Source organism: Mesorhizobium sp. M0106 (genome assembly GCF_040322715.1).
Taxonomy (GTDB): Bacteria; Pseudomonadota; Alphaproteobacteria; order Rhizobiales; family Rhizobiaceae; genus Mesorhizobium.
Genome location: NZ_JAMYUA010000055.1, coordinates 15,113 through 32,273, shown reverse-complemented (window position 1 = coordinate 32,273; position 17,161 = coordinate 15,113). Strand labels below are relative to the sequence as shown.

At 62.2% G+C, this 17,161-nt stretch carries 12 protein-coding genes; 3 read left to right on the top strand and 9 right to left on the bottom strand.

The window, feature by feature from the left end; genetic code table 11:
* Positions 1–190 precede the first annotated feature (190 nt).
* Entirely contained in the window at positions 191–2,560 is a 2,370-nt protein-coding gene (locus NKJ55_RS31325; RefSeq protein ID WP_352453259.1) for a trimethylamine N-oxide demethylase, read from the top strand.
* A gap of 277 nt (positions 2,561–2,837) precedes the next feature.
* On the top strand, positions 2,838–4,547 hold the full coding sequence (locus NKJ55_RS31320; RefSeq protein WP_352453258.1) for a trimethylamine N-oxide permease: 1,710 nt from the start codon (positions 2,838–2,840) through the stop codon (positions 4,545–4,547).
* A gap of 147 nt (positions 4,548–4,694) precedes the next feature.
* On the opposite strand, the gene msuE is transcribed toward NKJ55_RS31320, so the two are convergent.
* The 6 genes from msuE to NKJ55_RS31290 form a co-directional block, all read right to left on the bottom strand.
* Positions 4,695–5,255, bottom strand: coding sequence for an FMN reductase (msuE, locus tag NKJ55_RS31315; RefSeq protein ID WP_352453257.1), 561 nt, complete (start codon positions 5,253–5,255; stop codon positions 4,695–4,697).
* A gap of 115 nt (positions 5,256–5,370) precedes the next feature.
* Positions 5,371–6,726 (bottom strand): LLM class flavin-dependent oxidoreductase, encoded by a 1,356-nt coding sequence (locus NKJ55_RS31310; protein WP_352453256.1) that lies wholly within the window; start codon positions 6,724–6,726, stop codon positions 5,371–5,373.
* A 133-nt stretch (positions 6,727–6,859) separates the two neighbouring features.
* The gene (locus NKJ55_RS31305) at positions 6,860–8,353 is read right to left on the bottom strand and encodes an aldehyde dehydrogenase family protein (protein WP_352453255.1); all 1,494 of its coding nucleotides are present in this window, start codon (positions 8,351–8,353) and stop codon (positions 6,860–6,862) included.
* Positions 8,354–8,423: 70 nt separating this feature from the next.
* Entirely contained in the window at positions 8,424–11,558 is a 3,135-nt protein-coding gene (locus NKJ55_RS31300) for an efflux RND transporter permease subunit (RefSeq protein ID WP_352453254.1), read from the bottom strand.
* A 208-nt stretch (positions 11,559–11,766) separates the two neighbouring features.
* The gene (locus NKJ55_RS31295; protein WP_352453253.1) at positions 11,767–12,915 is read right to left on the bottom strand and encodes an efflux RND transporter periplasmic adaptor subunit; all 1,149 of its coding nucleotides are present in this window, start codon (positions 12,913–12,915) and stop codon (positions 11,767–11,769) included.
* Positions 12,916–12,977: 62 nt separating this feature from the next.
* Entirely contained in the window at positions 12,978–13,586 is a 609-nt protein-coding gene (locus NKJ55_RS31290; protein WP_352453252.1) for a TetR/AcrR family transcriptional regulator, read from the bottom strand.
* 402 nt (positions 13,587–13,988) lie between these two features.
* Here NKJ55_RS31290 and NKJ55_RS31285 point away from each other — a divergent pair, with 402 nt between their 5' ends.
* Complete coding sequence (locus NKJ55_RS31285) at positions 13,989–14,543, top strand: tetratricopeptide repeat protein (RefSeq protein WP_352453251.1); 555 nt, start codon at positions 13,989–13,991, stop codon at positions 14,541–14,543.
* 192 nt (positions 14,544–14,735) lie between these two features.
* Here NKJ55_RS31285 and NKJ55_RS31280 read toward each other — a convergent pair whose 3' ends face one another.
* The 3 genes from NKJ55_RS31280 to NKJ55_RS31270 all read right to left on the bottom strand — a co-directional run bounded on the left by NKJ55_RS31280 (position 14,736) and on the right by NKJ55_RS31270 (position 17,043).
* The gene (locus NKJ55_RS31280; RefSeq protein ID WP_352453250.1) at positions 14,736–16,376 is read right to left on the bottom strand and encodes an acyl-CoA synthetase; all 1,641 of its coding nucleotides are present in this window, start codon (positions 16,374–16,376) and stop codon (positions 14,736–14,738) included.
* Between the two features lie 89 nt (positions 16,377–16,465).
* Positions 16,466–16,795, bottom strand: a complete 330-nt coding sequence (locus NKJ55_RS31275) for a type II toxin-antitoxin system RelE/ParE family toxin (protein ID WP_352453249.1) — start codon at positions 16,793–16,795, stop codon at positions 16,466–16,468.
* A 2-nt stretch (positions 16,796–16,797) separates the two neighbouring features.
* Positions 16,798–17,043: a type II toxin-antitoxin system ParD family antitoxin gene (locus NKJ55_RS31270; RefSeq protein WP_352453248.1), complete on the bottom strand. Its 246-nt coding sequence runs from the start codon at positions 17,041–17,043 to the stop codon at positions 16,798–16,800.
* Positions 17,044–17,161: the final 118 nt, after the last annotated feature.

Genomic DNA, 17,161 nt, shown 5'->3' with positions numbered 1-17,161 from the left:
TCCTGGCGCGATAGCATGCAAAACTGTTCGCGATGTCCTCGCACATCTGTTCGCGATGTCCCCAGTCCAAACAAAGGGGAGAAGGGGAGCTTGTGCCACCTTCACCTTGCCAAACCCGATCCCCCTGCTATTCTTCCCGCTAAAATAATTTCACACACAGGCAAACTTGTTTCTCGAAACCAAGGTTGAGATGAGCCAGTCGCCCTACCCCGCCGTCGTCGCCGGACCGCCCCGGCCGAGCCTGATCCTGCGACCAGGCCAGATTACGCTGCCGGCCGGGATGGAGCGCTACTCGGTTCAGGGCAATGGCGCGGTGCTGATCGAGGTCGAGGCCGGCGACATTGTCACCGTGCGCGATGTCGAGGGCGGGCAGGCCTGCGAGCTGCTGGCATGGGACAGCAGCGACGCGACCGATTCCGGCATTCTCGGCGAGAAATCGAACAGCAATGCCGCCGGCATCAAGGCGATGCTGGCCGAGGGCAACGATAACCTCGCTTCCTTGCGCCGAGGCCTCGAGCGGCGCCAGGTGCAGCTCGATCAGGCAGAGGCGGTTCGCATTTTCGGCGGCGCCACCCCTGCCGGTACCGAACAGGCTTTTACCGTCGCCCGCGATGGGTCGATGCTGATTGCCGCGCCCGGCGGGCCGATGCCGGTCGACGGCCACGATACGGCGACGCCGCTTAGCGTCATCGTCCGCCGCGCCACCATCCGCCCGACGGCGAAATCCAGGCTTGCCGACCCGCTGGCCGATCCCGTGCTCGACCTGCGCGTCCACTCGGCGACGGCGGAGGCCTACTTCGTCAAGGCGGGCGACTATCTGCAGATCATCGATGTCGACGGGCGCCAATGCACGGACTTCCAGTGCTTTTCGGCGCGCAAGCTGGACAAGGGCCGCGATCATCCGCTCGACGTGACGACGACGCGCACGCTGATGGGTTCGAGCTATCCGATGCCCGGTCTGCACTCGAAATACTACAACCAGGACATGGAGCCGCTGGTCGAGGTTGTGCAGGACACTTGCGGCCGCCACGATGCATTCGCGCTCGCCTGCGCGGCCAAATATTACGACGACATCGGTTATCCCGGCCATCCTAACTGCTCGGAGAATTTCAACCGCGCGCTGGCCGACAAGGGTGTCACGCCTCGCGCCGGCTGGATGGCGATCAACTTCTTCTTCAACACGGCCATCGACGCGCATGGCGTCGTGGTATCGGACGAGCCGTGGTCGCGGCCGGGCGACTATGTGCTACTCAGGGCGCTCACGGACATCGTCTGCGTCTCGTCCGCCTGCCCCGACGATACGACGCCGGCCAATGGCTGGAACCTGACCGACATCCATGTGCGAACCTATTCCGGCCAGCACAAATTCTCGCGAGCGATCGCCAGACGCATGACGCCCGATTCGGAACCGAAAATGACCCGCGAGACCGCCTTTCATTCGAGCTTTGCCAAGCACACCCGCAACTTCGTCGAGTACAAGGGCTATTGGCTGGCCAATTCCTTCGCCAGGCAAGGCCCGATCGATGAATACTGGGCCTGCCGGCAGGACGCCGTGATCATGGACCTGTCGCCGCTGCGCAAGTTCGAGGTCACCGGGCCGGACTCCGAGGCGCTGCTGCAATACACGCTGACCCGCGACATCAAAAAGCTCGGCGTCGGCCAGGTCGTCTATTCCGCCATGTGCTACGAGCATGGCGGCATGATCGACGACGGCACGCTGCTCAGGCTCGGCAAGGATAATTTCCGCTGGGTCGGCGGCGACGATCTATCCGGCGAATGGCTGCGGGAAACGGCGCAAAAACTCGGCCTCACCGTGCTGGTGCGCTCCTCGACCGACCAGATGCACAATGTTGCCGTGCAGGGACCGAAAAGCCGCGACGTCCTGCGGCAGATCATCTGGACCTCGCCGCTGCAGCCGTCGATCGACGAGCTCGAATGGTTCCGTTTCGCCGTCGCCCGCATCGGCGGCGGCAACGGCATTCCCGTCGTGGTTTCGCGCACCGGTTACACTGGCGAGCTCGGCTACGAGATCTGGTGCCATCCGCGCGACGCCGAAAAGGTGTTCGACGCGATCTGGCAGGCCGGCCAGCCGCACGGCCTGAAACCGATGGGGCTGCAGGCGCTCGATATGGTGCGCATCGAGGCCGGGCTGATCTTTGCCGGCTACGAGTTTTCCGACCAGACGGATCCGTTCGAGGCCGGCATCGGCTTCACCGTACCGCTGAAGACCAAGAGCGACGATTTCATCGGCCGCGAGGCGCTGATCCGGCGCAAGGAAAACCCGCAGAAGAAGCTGGTCGGCCTCGACATCGACGCCAATATCGCGGTCGGCCACGGCGATTGCGTGCATGTCGGCCGAGCCCAGATCGGCGTCGTCACCTCCGGCATGCGTTCGCCGGTGCTGAACAAGACCATCGCGCTGGCCAGGCTCGACGTCGCGCATGCGGCGATCGGCACCGAGATCGAGATCGGCAAGCTCGATGGTCACAGCAAGCGGCTGCCGGCGCGCGTCGTCGCCTTTGCCCATTACGACCCGCAGAAGACCAGGCCGCGCTCCTGACCGACGCTTCCTGGTTCTTCCCTTCTCCCACAACAAGGGGAGAAGGAAAGACCGCACCCGTTGGCAGCGCCAGCGAAGCTCGATTGTTTCACAAGCGCAATGTGCACAGCGTCACAAAGCGCTTGACGTGAAAGCGCGTTGGGTCAATCTTCACTGCTAAGAAAAAAATACTACTGAGCGGAAAACGCCTGGGGCCGTTCAACGTGAGCGTCGATGACGCCTCGCGAGATTGCGGCTGTTGCCGATGGGGAACATCAAAAATGGGGAATCCACGTAAATGAGCACGATAGTCACCACCTTGGTCTCGCCTGCCGAAGGGCAGCTGCACCGGAACATCGACTGGCGCGGCGCCTTCTGGGTGGCAAGCGGCGTTCCGGCCCTTGTCCTGTTTTCGATCGGCGGCATCGCCGGCACCACCGGAACACTGGCCTTCCTGATCTGGGCCGTATCCATGGTCATGGGCTTCCTGCAGTCCTTCACCTATGCGGAGATCGCCGGGCTGTTCCCGAACAAATCCGGCGGCGCCTCGGTCTACGGCGCCACCGCGTGGCTGCGCTATTCGAAATTCATCGCGCCGCTTTCGGTGTGGTGCAACTGGTTCGCGTGGTCGCCGGTGCTGTCGCTCGGCTGCTCGATCGCCGCCGCCTATATCCTCAACGCACTGGCGCCGGTGCCGCTGTTCACCGACACGTCGCCGGAGGTCGCCGCCTATATCGCGGCCCATGCCGGAACCAGCGCCGCCGACGCCATCACCGCGGTCACCGCGGCGGCGACGCCGGCGATCCGTAACTGGACGCTCTACGGTCACACGCTTGGCCCGGTTTCCTTCACCTTCAACGCCACCTTCTTCATCGGCGCGGTGCTGATGCTGATCATCTTCTCGATCCAGCATCGCGGCATCCTGGGCACGGCCAACGTGCAGAAATATATCGGCCTGCTGGTCATCATCCCGATGCTCATCGTCGGCGTGGTGCCGATCGTCACCGGCCAGATCAACTGGGCAAACTTCTCGCCGCTGGTGCCGCTCGCGGCAGCCTATGCGCCGGAGCCCGGCGCGTGGAACATCGCCGGCTGGACGCTGGTGCTCGGCGGCATGTTCATCGCGGCGTGGTCGACCTACGGCTTCGAGACCGCGGTCTGCTACACCTCCGAGTTCAAAAACCCGGGCACCGATACCTTCAAGGCGATCTTCTATTCCGGCCTGTTGTGCATGCTGCTGTTCATCCTGGTGCCGTTCACCTTCCAGGGCGTGCTTGGCTTGAACGGCATGCTGGCGACGCCGATCGTCGACGGCTCCGGCGTTGCCGATGCGCTGGCCGGCATGGTCGGCGGCGGACAGCTGATCCACAGCCTGCTGGTGATGCTGATGATCCTGGCGCTGGTGCTCTGCATCATGACGGCGATGGCCGGCTCCTCGCGCACGCTCTATCAAGGTTCGGTCGACGGCTGGCTGCCGCGCTATCTCAGCCATGTCAACGAGCACGGCGCCCCGACGCGGGCGATGTGGACCGACCTGATCTTCAACCTGATCGTGCTGGCCATCGCCTCGGCCGACGCAACGAGCTTCTTCTTCATCCTGGCGGTGTCGAATTGCGGCTACATCATCTTCAACTTCCTTAACCTCAATGCCGGCTGGATCCACCGCATCGACAATGGCCACATCGCGCGGCCTTGGAAGGCGCCGAGCTGGCTGCTCGGCCTCGGCGCCATCTTTGCCTACGTCAACGCGGTCTTCATGGGCGCCGGCGCCAAGGTGTGGAACCCGATGGCATTGTGGGCCGGGCTGATCACGGCAGCCTTGATCATCCCGGTGTTCTGCTTCCGGCACTACATCCAGGACAAAGGCAAATTCCCCGACCACATGCTGGCCGATCTCGGCATGAGCTCGTCCGACCTTGCGGTGAAAAAGGCGGGGATGCTGCCCTATCTGACGCTGGTCGCCGGCGTCGTGGTGATGCTGCTCGCCAACTGGCTATTCGTCATCTGACGGCTTGCCTTGAGGGATCGGGCGCGCAAGGCGCGCTCGATCCCTGCATTTTGTTCTTGCTTTGTGCCGGCAGCTATGCTACTAATTTCAGTATGGTGCTAATTCGCCCCGAGACCCGCCGCCGAGGCGGGTTTTTCTTTTTAGGGGCTATTCGGCAGCGGTGCCAGCGCGGGAGCGACCGCCAAGCGCTGCGCCGATATCCTCGAGCACCTGTCCGACGCGCGCCTGGATCGTCTCGGACGCAAGCACGCCGTCGATGAAATCCCTGTCCGAAGCGTAGATCGCGGTCGGCAGCGTAAAGGCCTCGAAGAAGCCGAACAGCGGTCTCAGCTGGTGCTCGATAATCAGCGCATGCCGGTCCCCGCCGCCGGTCGCCAGCAGCACCACCGGCTTGCCCCTGAGCGCCGTCGGGTCGACAAGATCGAAGAAGTGTTTGAACAGGCCGGTATAGCTGCCCTTGTAGGTGGGCGAGCCAACGACGAGCACGTCCGCCGTGACGACGCGCTTGAGGATATTGCCCGCTTGCGCATCCAGTTCACGCGCCCATTTGGCGCCACCGAGGCTGGGGCCGAGGTCGACGACGTCATGCGTGCTGGCGGCCAGGCCATATCTGCCGGCTACCTCGTTCACGATACGATCGACGAAGCCGCGCGTCTTGGACGGCCGGGTGAAATTGCCTGAGAAACCGACAACGGCCGGATTGGTCATGATGCAAAGCCCTCGCGATGATTTCGGGCTGCCAGCCCGCTGCTCATGACCCTATGGACATTCGGACCGAACGAAAAGAACGGATGCTTGCCACGGTCTAAAATCATTGCCGGTTCTAACCAGCTTTGCGGATCGCTGCCGTCTCAGGTTGGAAGAACCGGTTTGGCGGCCGCTTCAGGCCAAGATTTTCGCGCAGGGTCGATCCTTCGTATTCGCTCCTGAAAATGCCGCGCCGCTGCAATTCGGGCACGATTTTCTCGACGAAATCATCCAATCCGGCGGGAAGATAGGGGAACATGACGTTGAACCCGTCCGAGCCTTCGGTGACCAGCCATTCCTCCATCTCGTCGGCGATGGTTTTCGAAGTGCCGACGAAGGCAAGACCGGAATAGCCGCCCAGCCGCTGCGCAAGCTGCCTGACGGTCAGGTTTTCCTTGCGCGCCAGTTCGATGACGCGCTCGCGGCCGCTCTTGCTGGCGTTGCTTTCCGGGATTTCGGGCAAGACTGAATCCGGATCGAACCGCGACGCGTCGTGGCCGAGGGCGATCGACAGCGAGGCGACGCCGCTCTCGTAGTAGACGAGGCTGTCGAGCTTGGCCCGCTTCGTCTGCGCCTCCTCGACGGTCTCGCCGACAATGACGAAGGCGCCGGGCAGGATCTTGATGTCGTCGCGCGACCGGCCAAGTTTTTGCGCACGTTTCTTGACGTCGGCAAAGAAGCGCTGCCCCGAGGCGAGATCGGCATGGGCGGCGAAGATCACCTCGGCCGTTTCCGCCGCGAGCTGCCGTCCGGCCTCCGACGCGCCGGCCTGCACGATGACCGGCCAGCCCTGCACCGGCCGCGCGATATTGAGCGGTCCCCGCACCGAAAGATATTCGCCCTTGTGGTCGAGCACATGCAGCTTCGCCGGGTCGAAATAGAGCCCGCTTTCGGCGTCGCGGATGAAGGCATCGTCGGCAAAACTGTCCCACAGGCCGGTGACGACATCGTAACACTCCCGCGCCCGGCGATAACGCTCGTCGTGCTCGACATGCTCGTCGAGGCCGAAATTCAGCGCGGCGTCGGGATTGGATGTGGTGACGATATTCCAGCCGGCGCGCCCGCCGCTGATATGGTCGAGAGAGGCGAAACGACGGGCGATGTGGTACGGCGCGTCGAACGTCGTCGAGGCGGTTGCGATCAGCCCGATACGATCGGTGACGGCGGCAAGCGCCGACAACAGCGTGAACGGCTCGAAGGACGTGACCGTGTGGCTGCGCCGCAGCGCCTCGATCGGCATGTTGAGCACGGCCAGGTGGTCGGCCATGAAGAAGGCGTCGAACTTCGCCGCTTCCAGCCTTTGCGCGAAGTGCTTGAGATGCGCGAAATTGAAGTTGGCGTCGGGATAGGCGCCCGGGTAGCGCCAGGCGCCGGTATGAAGGCTGACGGGCCGCATGAAAGCGCCAAGCCGCAATTGTCGATTTTCTGCCATGGAAAAACGCACCGATGACGACGAGCGTAACGCTCCAATTGCTCAAGCATGGGATGGCTTTGCGGGCATGGGAAGGAATTCTGTTTTGCAAAACCGGCGTCGGGGAGCATTTTTTGTGCGGGCGGCGGACCGATCAATCGATCTTGATGAACACGCCCTTGGTGTTGAGATACTCGGCGAGGTGCTCGGCGCCGCCCTCGCGGCCGTAGCCGCTCATCTTGTAGCCGCCGAAGGGCACGGCCGGATCGATCGCGTGATAGGTGTTGACCCAGACCGAGCCGGCGCGGATCTTGCGCGACAGCTGGTGGGCGGTGGCGAGATTTTGGGTGAAGACCCCTGCAGCCAGGCCGTAAGGCGTGTTGTTGGCCCGCTCGACCGCCTCGTCCAGCGTATCGAACGGCAAGGCTGAAATCACCGGCCCGAAGATCTCCTCACGGGCGATCTTCATGTCGTCCGAGACGCCGGCAAAGACGGTCGGCGCGACGAAATTGCCGGCGGCAAGCGCGCCTTCCACAAGCCGGGTGCCTCCGGTGACGAGTTTCGCCCCTTCCGCGGTGCCGGCCTCGAGGTAACCGGTGACCCGTTGCAGCTGCTTTTCGGAGACGAGCGGACCGATCTCGGTCGCCGGGTCGATGCCATCGCCGACCCTGAGACCCTTGGCATATGCCGCGAGCCGCTCGACGAACTCGTCATGGACGGCGCGTTCGACGAAAAGGCGCGAACCGGCGATGCAGATCTGGCCGGAATTGGCGAACACCGACATCGCCGCCACCGGCACCGCCTTGTCGAGATCGGCATCGGCGCAGACGATGACCGGCGACTTGCCGCCGAGCTCCAGCGAGACGCGCTTGAGGTTGCCGGCCGAGGCCCGCACGATCGACTGGCCGGTCGCCGTCGACCCGGTGAAGACGATCTTGTCGACGCCCATATGCTCGGCGAGTGCGGCACCTGCCTCGGTGCCGGTGCCGGTGACGATGTTGACGACGCCTTCCGGAACGCCGGCCTCGTTCATGATGTCGGCGATCAAAAGCGGCGTCAGCGGCGCCTCTTCCGATGGTTTCAGCACGATGGTGCAGCCGGTCGCCAGCGCCGGGCCGATCTTCCAGATCGACGCCGCCGTTGGCGCGTTCCAGGGAATGATGGCGCCGACGACGCCGACCGGCTCCTTGCGGGTGAAAGAGACGATTTCGCCGGGCAGCGAGTTGTCGATCGTCTCGCCGTGCAGCGCCGTCGCCATGCCGGCATAGTAGCGCAGCATGCCGATGACCCGGTTGCGATTGGCGCGGGTGCGTATGATCGGCATGCCCATGTCGGTGGTGTCGGAGCGGCTGATCTCTTCCCAGTGCTTTTCGAAGAGGTCGGCGATCCTCAGCAGCAGCACCTGCCGCTCATAAGGCTTGAACCGGCTCCACGAACCCTCGAACGCCTTGCGCGCAGCAGTCACCGCCAAGTCGATGTCCTGGCGGTCGGCCCGCGGCACCGTGGCGATGACCGCGCCGGTGGCGGGATTGCGGCTCTCCATGGTCCGGCCGGAGCGGGCATCGACCCAGCCGCCGCCGATGAACATCTGGCGATGGCGCCCGTCGATCGGCAGCCGCAGCGGTGCCTTTGTCTGAGCCATGGTCATGACGGTCCTCCTCCGGCGCCTACGCCTGGTGGGCGGATTAAACCGCCGGAGGTCACATTTGCCAACAGCTCTATTCGGCCGCCAGGGCCAGTTGCGGCCTTTCGTTCTTTTCTTCCGTCTCGGCCGGCTGCTCCACCACCTTCTTGGGCTCCCGGCCGAAGAACAGCGCATAGGCTGCCGGCAGGACAAGGATGGTCAGCACCGTGGCGACGAGAATGCCGCCCATCATGGCGTAGGCGAGCGGCCCCCAGAAGACGCCGCGCGAGATCGGGATCAGCGCCAGCACCGCCGTCAGCGCCGTCAGCACGATCGGCCGGAAGCGGCGCACCGCCGAGCCGATGATGGCCTCGGAACGCTCCACGCCGGCGGCGATGTCCTGATCGATCTGATCGACCAGGATGATCGAGTTGCGCATGATGATGCCGAGCAGGGCGATGACACCGAGGATGGCGACGAAGCCGAACGGCGCGCCGCTGATCAAAAGTGCCGCCGCCGCGCCGATGATGCCGAGCGGACCGGTGGCCAGCACCAGCATCGCCTTGCCGAAATGCTGCAGCTGGATCATCAGCAGCACGACGATGACGGCCAGCATGATCGGCGCTTTCGCCGCAATCGAGGCCTGGCTTTCGGCCGCATCCTCGGCGCCGCCCTGGATCTCGATCTTGTAGCCGGGTGCGAGGCTGGCGCGCAGGCCCTGCATCTCACTGTACATTTTCATGGCGACATCGTTCGGCTGCACGCCGTCCGGAAGCGTGGCGCGTACGCTGATGGTCGGCAAGCGGTCGCGCCGCCATTCGACGCCTTGCTCCAGCACCGGGACGATCTTGGCGACCTGCGACAGCGGCACGGAGCCACCGAAATCGGTCGGGATGTAGACGGAGTCGACCGCCGACAGCAGGTGACGGCTTGCCTCCGGCTCACGGGCGACGATCGAAACCGTCTCCTCGCCGTCGCGGAAGTCATCGAGCGGCGCTCCCGACATGGCCGCCTGCAGCGTCTGGCGGATGCGCTGCGAGGTGACGCCGAGCGCACGGGCGCGATCCTGGTCGATCACCAGCTTCATCGTCGGCACCGGCTCCAGCCAGTCGTCGTGGATGGCGCCGAGCAGCGGATTTGCCTGGAACTTCGCCTTCACCTCGTCAGCGATGCGGCGCACCTCCTGGCGATCCGGACCCATGACGCGCATCTGCACCGGCCAGCCGGTCGGCGGACCAAGGAACAGGCGGTCGACCTTGGCGCGGATCGATGGGAAATCATTGGCCAGGATGGTGCGCAGCTTGACAATCAGCCGCTCGCGGGCCGGTTCGTCATTGGCCATCACCAGAAGCTGGGCGAAGTTCGGGTTGCGAAGCTGCTGGTCGAGCGGCAGGAAGAAGCGCGGCGCGCCTTCGCCGACATAGGTGGCGATGAAGCGCTTGTCCTTGTCGTCCATCATCCTGGCTTCGAGCGCCTTGGCCTGGGTCTCGACTTCCTTGATGCTGGTGCCTTCCGGCAGCCAGAGGTCGACAAGGATTTCCGGGCGCGACGATTGCGGGAAGAAATTCTGCGGGATGAACTGGAACGCCCACAGGCTGGTGGCAAACGTCATCAGCGTCATCACCAGGACGATGATGCGGTGGCGCACCGCCCATGCAACGGTCGAGCGAAGACGGCGGTAGAAGCGCGTGTCGAAGACATCGTGATGGTTGCCGGCGTGCTTGCGCTGCTTCAGGATCATGTGGCCGAGCCACGGCGTGAAATAGACCGCCGCGAACCAGGACACGACCAGCGCGATGCCGACGACGTAAAACAGGGTGCGCACATATTCGCCGGCCGTAGAGGCCGCGAAACCGACGGGGATGAAGCCGGCCGTGGTGATCAGCGTGCCGGTCAGCATCGGGAAGGCGGTCGAGGAATAGGCGAAGCTCGCCGCCTCGACCTTGACCAAGCCTTCCTCGAGCTTTCGCTCCATCATTTCGACGACGATCATCGCGTCGTCGACCAGGAGGCCAAGGGCGATGATCAGGGCGCCGAGCGAAATGCGCTGCAGGTCGATGCCGAGCTCGTACATGATGGCGAACGTGGCGGCCAGGACCAGCGGAATGACGATCGCGATCACCAGGCCCGAGCGCCACCCGATCGACAGGAACGATACGAAAAGCACGATCAGCAGCGCTTCGCCGAGCGCTTCCATGAACTCGCTCACAGCCTCCTTCACGACATGCGGCTGGTCGGAAATCTGATCGACCGAAACGCCATAGGGCAGCGCCTCTTCGAAGCGCTTATAGGTCGCTTCGACGTCCTTGCCGACGTCGGTGACGTTGAAGCCCTTGGCCATGACGACGCCGAGCTGGACGCTGTCGTGTCCGTTGAAACGGTACTTGCGCTGGTACGGATCCTCGAGGCCCGAGGTCACGGTGGCGATGTCGCCGAGGCGCGTCACCTGGTTGCCGGCGCGCAGGCGAAGTTCGCGGATGTCGGCCGCCCTGGTGACATCGCCCTCGACCGAAATGCGCACCGAACGCTGGCCGGTGTCGACCGAACCTGCCGGGTCGACATTGTTCTGGCCTTGGATCGCATTCTGCAGGTCGGTCAACGTCAGGCCGCGTTCGGCAAGCACCTTGGATGAAACGTCGATGTAGAGCTTTTCCGGCTGGTCGCCGATGATCACGGCCTTCTCGACACCGGGCGTCGTCAGCAGCATGTCACGCGCCTGGATGGCGAATTTCTTCAGCTCGGGATAGCTGTAGCCGTCGCCGCTGATCGAATGCAGGGTGATGAACGTGTCGCCGAATTCGTCATTGAAGTAAGGCCCGAGCAGCCCCTGCGGCAGCTCATTGGCGATATCGCCGACCTTCTTGCGCACCTGATAGAAAGCATCGGCGACCTGCGCCGGATTGGTGTCGCCCTTGACCTGCAAGGTAATGATGGCGCTGCCGGCGCGGGTGTAGGAGCGGACGAAATCGAGGTGCGGCGTTTCCTGCAGCTTGCGCTCGATCTTGTTGACGACCTGGTCCTCCATCTCCTTGATCGAGGAGCCTGGCCAGATCGCCTGGACGACCATGACGCGGAAGGTGAAATCGGGGTCTTCCTTTTGGCCCATGCGCATCAGGCCGAGCGCACCGGCGACGATGATCAGCCCGAACAGGAAGCGGGCAATGCTCGGATGGCCGATTGCCCAGCGCGAAAGATTGAAAGACCGCTTTTCATTGGTGTCGATGGTCATCGGCGTCAGTCCGTTTCAATTTGATCAACAGAGCACGCGCTTTCGCATGCCCAAGGAACTTCCGATGTGGGCTTCCGGGCGGCGTGGCTTTCCGAGTTGAGAGATCTACATCGCGGTGGGACGCGAGGGTCGGCGTGGGGGTTACATCGACCTGAGATCTCGAAAATCGGGGGCGCCTGCCGCCCGGAAACCGTGAATTGCCTGGCCGTCAGCGCAAGCGCCTTGCAGCGTCATCGGCCGACGCCGACTGTTGCGCTGCATCACCGGTCAGCTTGACTTTCAGATTCTCGGTCATGAACTGCGTGCCGGCGGCGACGACGACGTCACCCGGCTTCAGCCCATCGGCGACACTGACGCCGTCGGGGGTGAAGGCGGCGACCTTGACCGGATGCGCATGGACGGTCCCGCCGTTGCGGTCGACTGTCCAGACGATCGATTGGCTGTCCTTTTGCGCCAACGCGGCCAGCGGGATCGACACCAGTTGCTGCCGGTTGTCCGCCGCGGCTTCGATGGAGGCGGTCATGCCTAGCAGCACGCGAGAATCGTTGGGCAGGCTGACGCGAACGGCAAAGGTGCGCGACTGCGGATCGGCGCTGCCGGCGACTTCGCGGACCTTGCCGTCGAGCGTCAGCGCCTCATCGGACCAGAAGCCAGCCTTGACGGTCTTGCCCGGCTTGAATTCGGCGATATCGGTTTCCGGAACAGCGATCAGGACTTCCTTCTCGCCGTCGATGGCAACGGTCACCACCGGCGTGCCGGAGCCGACCACCTGGCCGACATCGGCGGCAACTGATGTGACGATGCCGTTCTTGTCCGCCTTGAGATCGGTATAGCGGACCTGGTTCTGTGCCTGGGCAAGCTGCGAGCGGGCGGAGTCGCGCGTGGCGACCGCCTGATTGTAGCTGAGCGTCGCCTGCTCGAGCTGCGACTTCGGCGCGAAATTCTTGGCGTAGAGCTGTTCGGCCCGCTTGCGCGTAAGCTCGACTGTCTCGACCTGACGGTCGGCAGCATCAAGGCTGGCCTGAGCGCTTCTCACCGAAAGCTCGTAGTCGGTAGGATCGATGCGGGCGAGAACGTCGCCCGGCTTGACGCGGTCACCGATGTCGACAAGGCGCTCGGTGATCTTGCCGTTGATGCGAAAACCGAGATTCATCTCGGTGCGGGCACGCACCGATCCGGAATAGGAAAGCTGACGGGTATCGCTCGCCTTGGCGATCTCGACCACCTTGACCGGGCGGATGATCTCGGTGACCTCGGCTTTCTCCTGCGAGCAGCCGGCGAGGCCGAGAGCGGCAACGACAATCAGTGCCAGGCCGGCGGCCGGTCGCCTGTAGGTGATGGACTTGGACAAAGACACTTTTCGTACTCCCGAACTGTGGAGATGAATTGCCGACATCACCGCCCGACGGGCGGCAATGGTCATTTCTTCAAGGCTCTGATGGCAAACTCGGTAAGCTCGTCCGGCGTCGCCCGGTTCTTCTTGGCGAGGCACTGGGCCATTATCTGCGGATGTGAGAGGCTGATGATGGCAGCGCCGAAACACCGGGAAGTGATCACCGGATCCTGATCGATGAACTCGCCGGTAGCGATTCCCTCGCGGATCACTTCCGCGACCAGTTCATGGATGCTGTCGATGTGCTTTTCGATGACGTGCCAGTCGCGCTCGATGGCGACGATGACCATCTCATGCACCTTCTCCTGGTCGATCATGGTTTCCAGCGTCCACTGATAGTGCGTATGCACGTAGCGGCGGAGCTTTTCGCTGGCGGTGCCGGAACCATGGCAGGCTTCGTAGCTCAACCGGTAGCAGGTCTCGAGCATACGGCCGCAAACCGCCTGATGGATTTCCACCTTGGAGGCGAAGAAGCGGTAGATGTTGGCGGTCGACATGCCGAGTTCGCGCGCTATGTCGGCGACGTTGGTCTTGCCGTAGCCGTAGTGGCGAAACAATCGCTCCGCGCAATCCAGGATGCGCGTGACATTTTCCTGGCGGGCGGAATCGGCGGTGGTATCTAGGGTTTCAAGCATCTCGTTGGCCAATTTACGACTGACGAATTTATAATTTCGTCACTCGTAAATTGAAAACCATCACCTGTCAAGGCACGATTTTGGCTAGTAGTGACAGATGGTGACATCGTCCGAGGTGAGTCCGCTTGTGAAGGCGTGGCCTGAGAGTGGTTCTCGAGCCATCTGCTAAGCCCCCCGGAGCGCCTACAGCCTCGCATGTCTTTGGGCCCGCAAAGACGTTGTGGTACTTTGATTTGCGTATGGTGTTTTCCGAAATCGGTTCTGATTTCGACTTAATGGGCCGCATACTGAATTCAAGCGCAACGTCGGTTCAGAAGCCCCACTGGTAGATGTACGGGCCCAATTGATATTGATGAAGTCACGATACCCGGATCGCAGACGACCAAAGTGAGGGAGAACCGTATGTCTGACGAGGATATTCATTTGTTGCAGGCTAAGCAGGCACTCGGGAGAGGTGATATGGGGACAGCGATATCGATACTCTTAGATGCCATGAAGTATGATGCTAAGAAAGCAGCCGCCGCGTATTCACTGGGCATAGTTTATGATATGCGCGGCACCTGTCATAACATAGACTTAGCTATGAAGTATTATTCGATATCAGAATACCTTGGCAGCGATCTCGCGACATACAGAATTGGTGGCATCCAGCATAGAACCGGAAAAGCAGCTGAAGCATTGGAAACTTTTAAGAAAATTTCGGACAAGAGCCCGTCGGCGGCGTACTGGTGTTATAGACTGACAAAAGAGATGAACCCATCCAATCCGGAGGTGGAAGTATTTCTAGACAAAGCTGCGTCATTGGGGCATGTTCTTGCGAAAAGGGACATTTTATTGGATGGATTGAAGGGCAAAAATGGGGTAAGACACATTTTTACGTCTGCCTTTAGCATGGTAGGATTGTTTCTTGAAGTTATATCTGCAGTCGCAAAGAAAGATGAGATGTTGTACCAATAAGCTTTAGACATTTCCTATCAGTTCTCGTTGCGAATAACTTCACTTCGAGCGGCTGTACGTCTCTGGAGCAAGTTTACCGATTAACATTTGAGCAGCCCTTACAACTCTCCAAAGAGTCTATCCGCGCTCAAGGCGGCACATGATCGCGCGAACCGAACGGCAGCAGGGTTCGCAGGCGATGGTCTGAACGACCTAAGCCTGTTTCGCCATTTCCCGCAGCCGGAACTTCTGGATCTTGCCCGTCGAAGTCTTCGGGATTTCCGCGAAGATCACCGCTTTCGGCACCTTGAAGCGGGCGAGCAGCGCGCGGCAGTGCTCGATTACCTCCGCCTCGGTCGCCGCCTTGCCCGGCTTCAGCTCGACATAGGCGACTGGCACCTCACCCCATTTGTCGTCGGATCTGGCGACAACGCCGCAGGAGCCGACTGCGGGATGCTTGTACAGCGCCTCCTCGACCTCGATCGAGGAGATGTTTTCGCCGCCGGAGATGATGATGTCCTTGGAACGGTCCTTGAGCTGGATGTAGCCGTCCGGATGCATGACGCCGAGGTCGCCCGAATGGAACCAGCCGCCGGCAAAGGCCTCATCGCTCGCCTTGCGGTTCCTGAGATAGCCCTTCATGACGATATTGCCGCGGAACATCACCTCGCCGATCGTCTCGCCGTCGGCCGGCGTCTCTTGCATCGTCTGCGGGTCCATCACCGTCAGGCCTTCGAGCGCGGCATAGCGTACGCCTTGCCTGGCCTTCTTCGCCGCCCTCGCCCCTTTCTCCAGCCGGTCCCACTCGCCGTGCCATTCGTTGACGACGGCCGGGCCATAGGTTTCGGTCAGGCCGTAGAGATGGGTGACGGCAAAGCCCGCATCGGCCATGCCCGACAGCACCGCCTCAGGCGGCGGCGCCGCGGCGGTGTTGAAGGTGACGGTCTGCGGGAATTGCCGCTTGTCCTCGTCCCTGGCGTTGATCAGCACCGACATGACGATGGGTGCACCGCACAGATGGGTGACGCCGTGATCGGCGATGGCGTCGTAGATCGGCTTCGGCCGCACCCAGCGCAGGCAGACATGCGTGCCGCCCTGCACGGCAAGCGTCCAGGGAAAACACCAGCCGTTGCAGTGGAACATCGGCAGCGTCCACAGATAGACCGGGTGCTTGCCCATCCCGGCATGGATGGTATTGGCATAGGCCATCAGTGCCGCGCCGCGATGGTGACAGACGACGCCCTTCGGATTGCCTGTGGTGCCGGAGGTGTAGTTGAGCGATATGGCGTCCCATTCATCGTCCGGCATCGACCAGGCGAAATCCTCGTCGCCGTCGGCGACAAACGCCTCGTAGTCGAGCGTGCCGATCCGCTCGCCCTTGGCATAGGGCGCATCGGCGGCGTAGTCGGGATCGTCGTAATCGATCAGCAGCGGCTTGACCTCGGCGAGCGCCAGCGCTTGCCGGACCACGCCGGCGAATTCGCGGTCGACGATCAGCACCTTGGTTTCGGCATGGTCGAGCTGGAAGGCAATGACCGCGGCGTCGAGGCGGGTGTTGAGCGAATGGAGCACCGCCCTGGTCATCGGCACGCCGAAATGCGCTTCCAGCATCGGCGGTGTGTTGGACAGCATGACGGTGACGGTGTCGCCCTTGCCGATACCGCGCTTCGCCAGCGCCGAGGCAAGCCTCAGCGAGCGCTTCCAGAAATCGCGATAGGTCGTGCGCTGGCGGCCATGGATGATGGCGGTCTGGTCGGGAAAGGTTTTTGCCGCCCGCTCAAAATAGATCAGCGGCGTCAGCGGCTGGTGGTTGGCCGGATTCCTGTCGAGATCCTGTTCGTAGGGATTGCCCATCCCGTCCTCCGAATGTCTGGTCGAGCCTTCTTACCACCAGATCCTGAGCGCGTACTGGATTCGTGCACCGCCATCAGACACTTCGCCCATTACTTGGGACGCCCCTCCCCGCCCTCACCCTCCGGCCACAAAACGTCGATGTCCCGATGCCCTTCCACGATATTCGCCACTTCGAAAAAGTCGCCATTATAGCGGAAGAAAATCACGTATCCCCTGAAAGCGAAACTTCGGACGTCCGGCCGGAGTTCGGGACGAGCACGACCAATCGTCGCCGGCAAGCTCGCCAGATCACGGCATTTCTGGCGCAGAGCATCCACAAAACGCCCGCCAATCAACAGGCTGCCGCTTTCACGAGTGATGTATTCAAGGATATTGACCAAATCTGCTTGTACCGACGGCAACATGCGCAGCCGTGGCACTCCTAAAAGCCTTCCCTTGCGAGCTGCTTGGCCTTGGCTTCCAAGGCGGCGTCAATATCCTGCTCGGTGGCTTCGCCGCCTTCAGCAAACGACTTGTCCACCATGGCACGGAGCGCCTTCAGCTTTTCCTCGCGCTCTTCGACAAGGCGCAGGCCCTCGCGCACGACTTCGCTGGCAGAACCGTAGCGGCCGCGCTTGACGATGTTGGAAACAAACGTTTCCCAACGCTCTCCCAATGACACGTTCATTGTCGGACCTCCTGATTGGTTTATTGTACCGAGATAACAATAAATGCGCAATTACTGACATCCAGAATGCTAGGTTTCGGATTAGGTGCGCGCAGCCTAAGGTTTGACTTTTGTCGAG

Coding starts and splice junctions, on each gene's coding strand:
- NKJ55_RS31310 (WP_352453256.1), bottom strand. CDS start 6,726: ATGGCAGAAAATCGACAATTGCGGCTTGGCGCTTTCATGCGGCCCGTC.
- NKJ55_RS31325 (WP_352453259.1), top strand. CDS start 191: ATGAGCCAGTCGCCCTACCCCGCCGTCGTCGCCGGACCGCCCCGGCCG.
- NKJ55_RS31270 (WP_352453248.1), bottom strand. CDS start 17,043: ATGAACGTGTCATTGGGAGAGCGTTGGGAAACGTTTGTTTCCAACATC.
- NKJ55_RS31320 (WP_352453258.1), top strand. CDS start 2,838: ATGAGCACGATAGTCACCACCTTGGTCTCGCCTGCCGAAGGGCAGCTG.
- NKJ55_RS31300 (WP_352453254.1), bottom strand. CDS start 11,558: ATGACCATCGACACCAATGAAAAGCGGTCTTTCAATCTTTCGCGCTGG.
- NKJ55_RS31305 (WP_352453255.1), bottom strand. CDS start 8,353: ATGACCATGGCTCAGACAAAGGCACCGCTGCGGCTGCCGATCGACGGG.
- NKJ55_RS31280 (WP_352453250.1), bottom strand. CDS start 16,376: ATGGGCAATCCCTACGAACAGGATCTCGACAGGAATCCGGCCAACCAC.
- msuE (WP_352453257.1), bottom strand. CDS start 5,255: ATGACCAATCCGGCCGTTGTCGGTTTCTCAGGCAATTTCACCCGGCCG.
- NKJ55_RS31285 (WP_352453251.1), top strand. CDS start 13,989: ATGTCTGACGAGGATATTCATTTGTTGCAGGCTAAGCAGGCACTCGGG.
- NKJ55_RS31290 (WP_352453252.1), bottom strand. CDS start 13,586: ATGCTTGAAACCCTAGATACCACCGCCGATTCCGCCCGCCAGGAAAAT.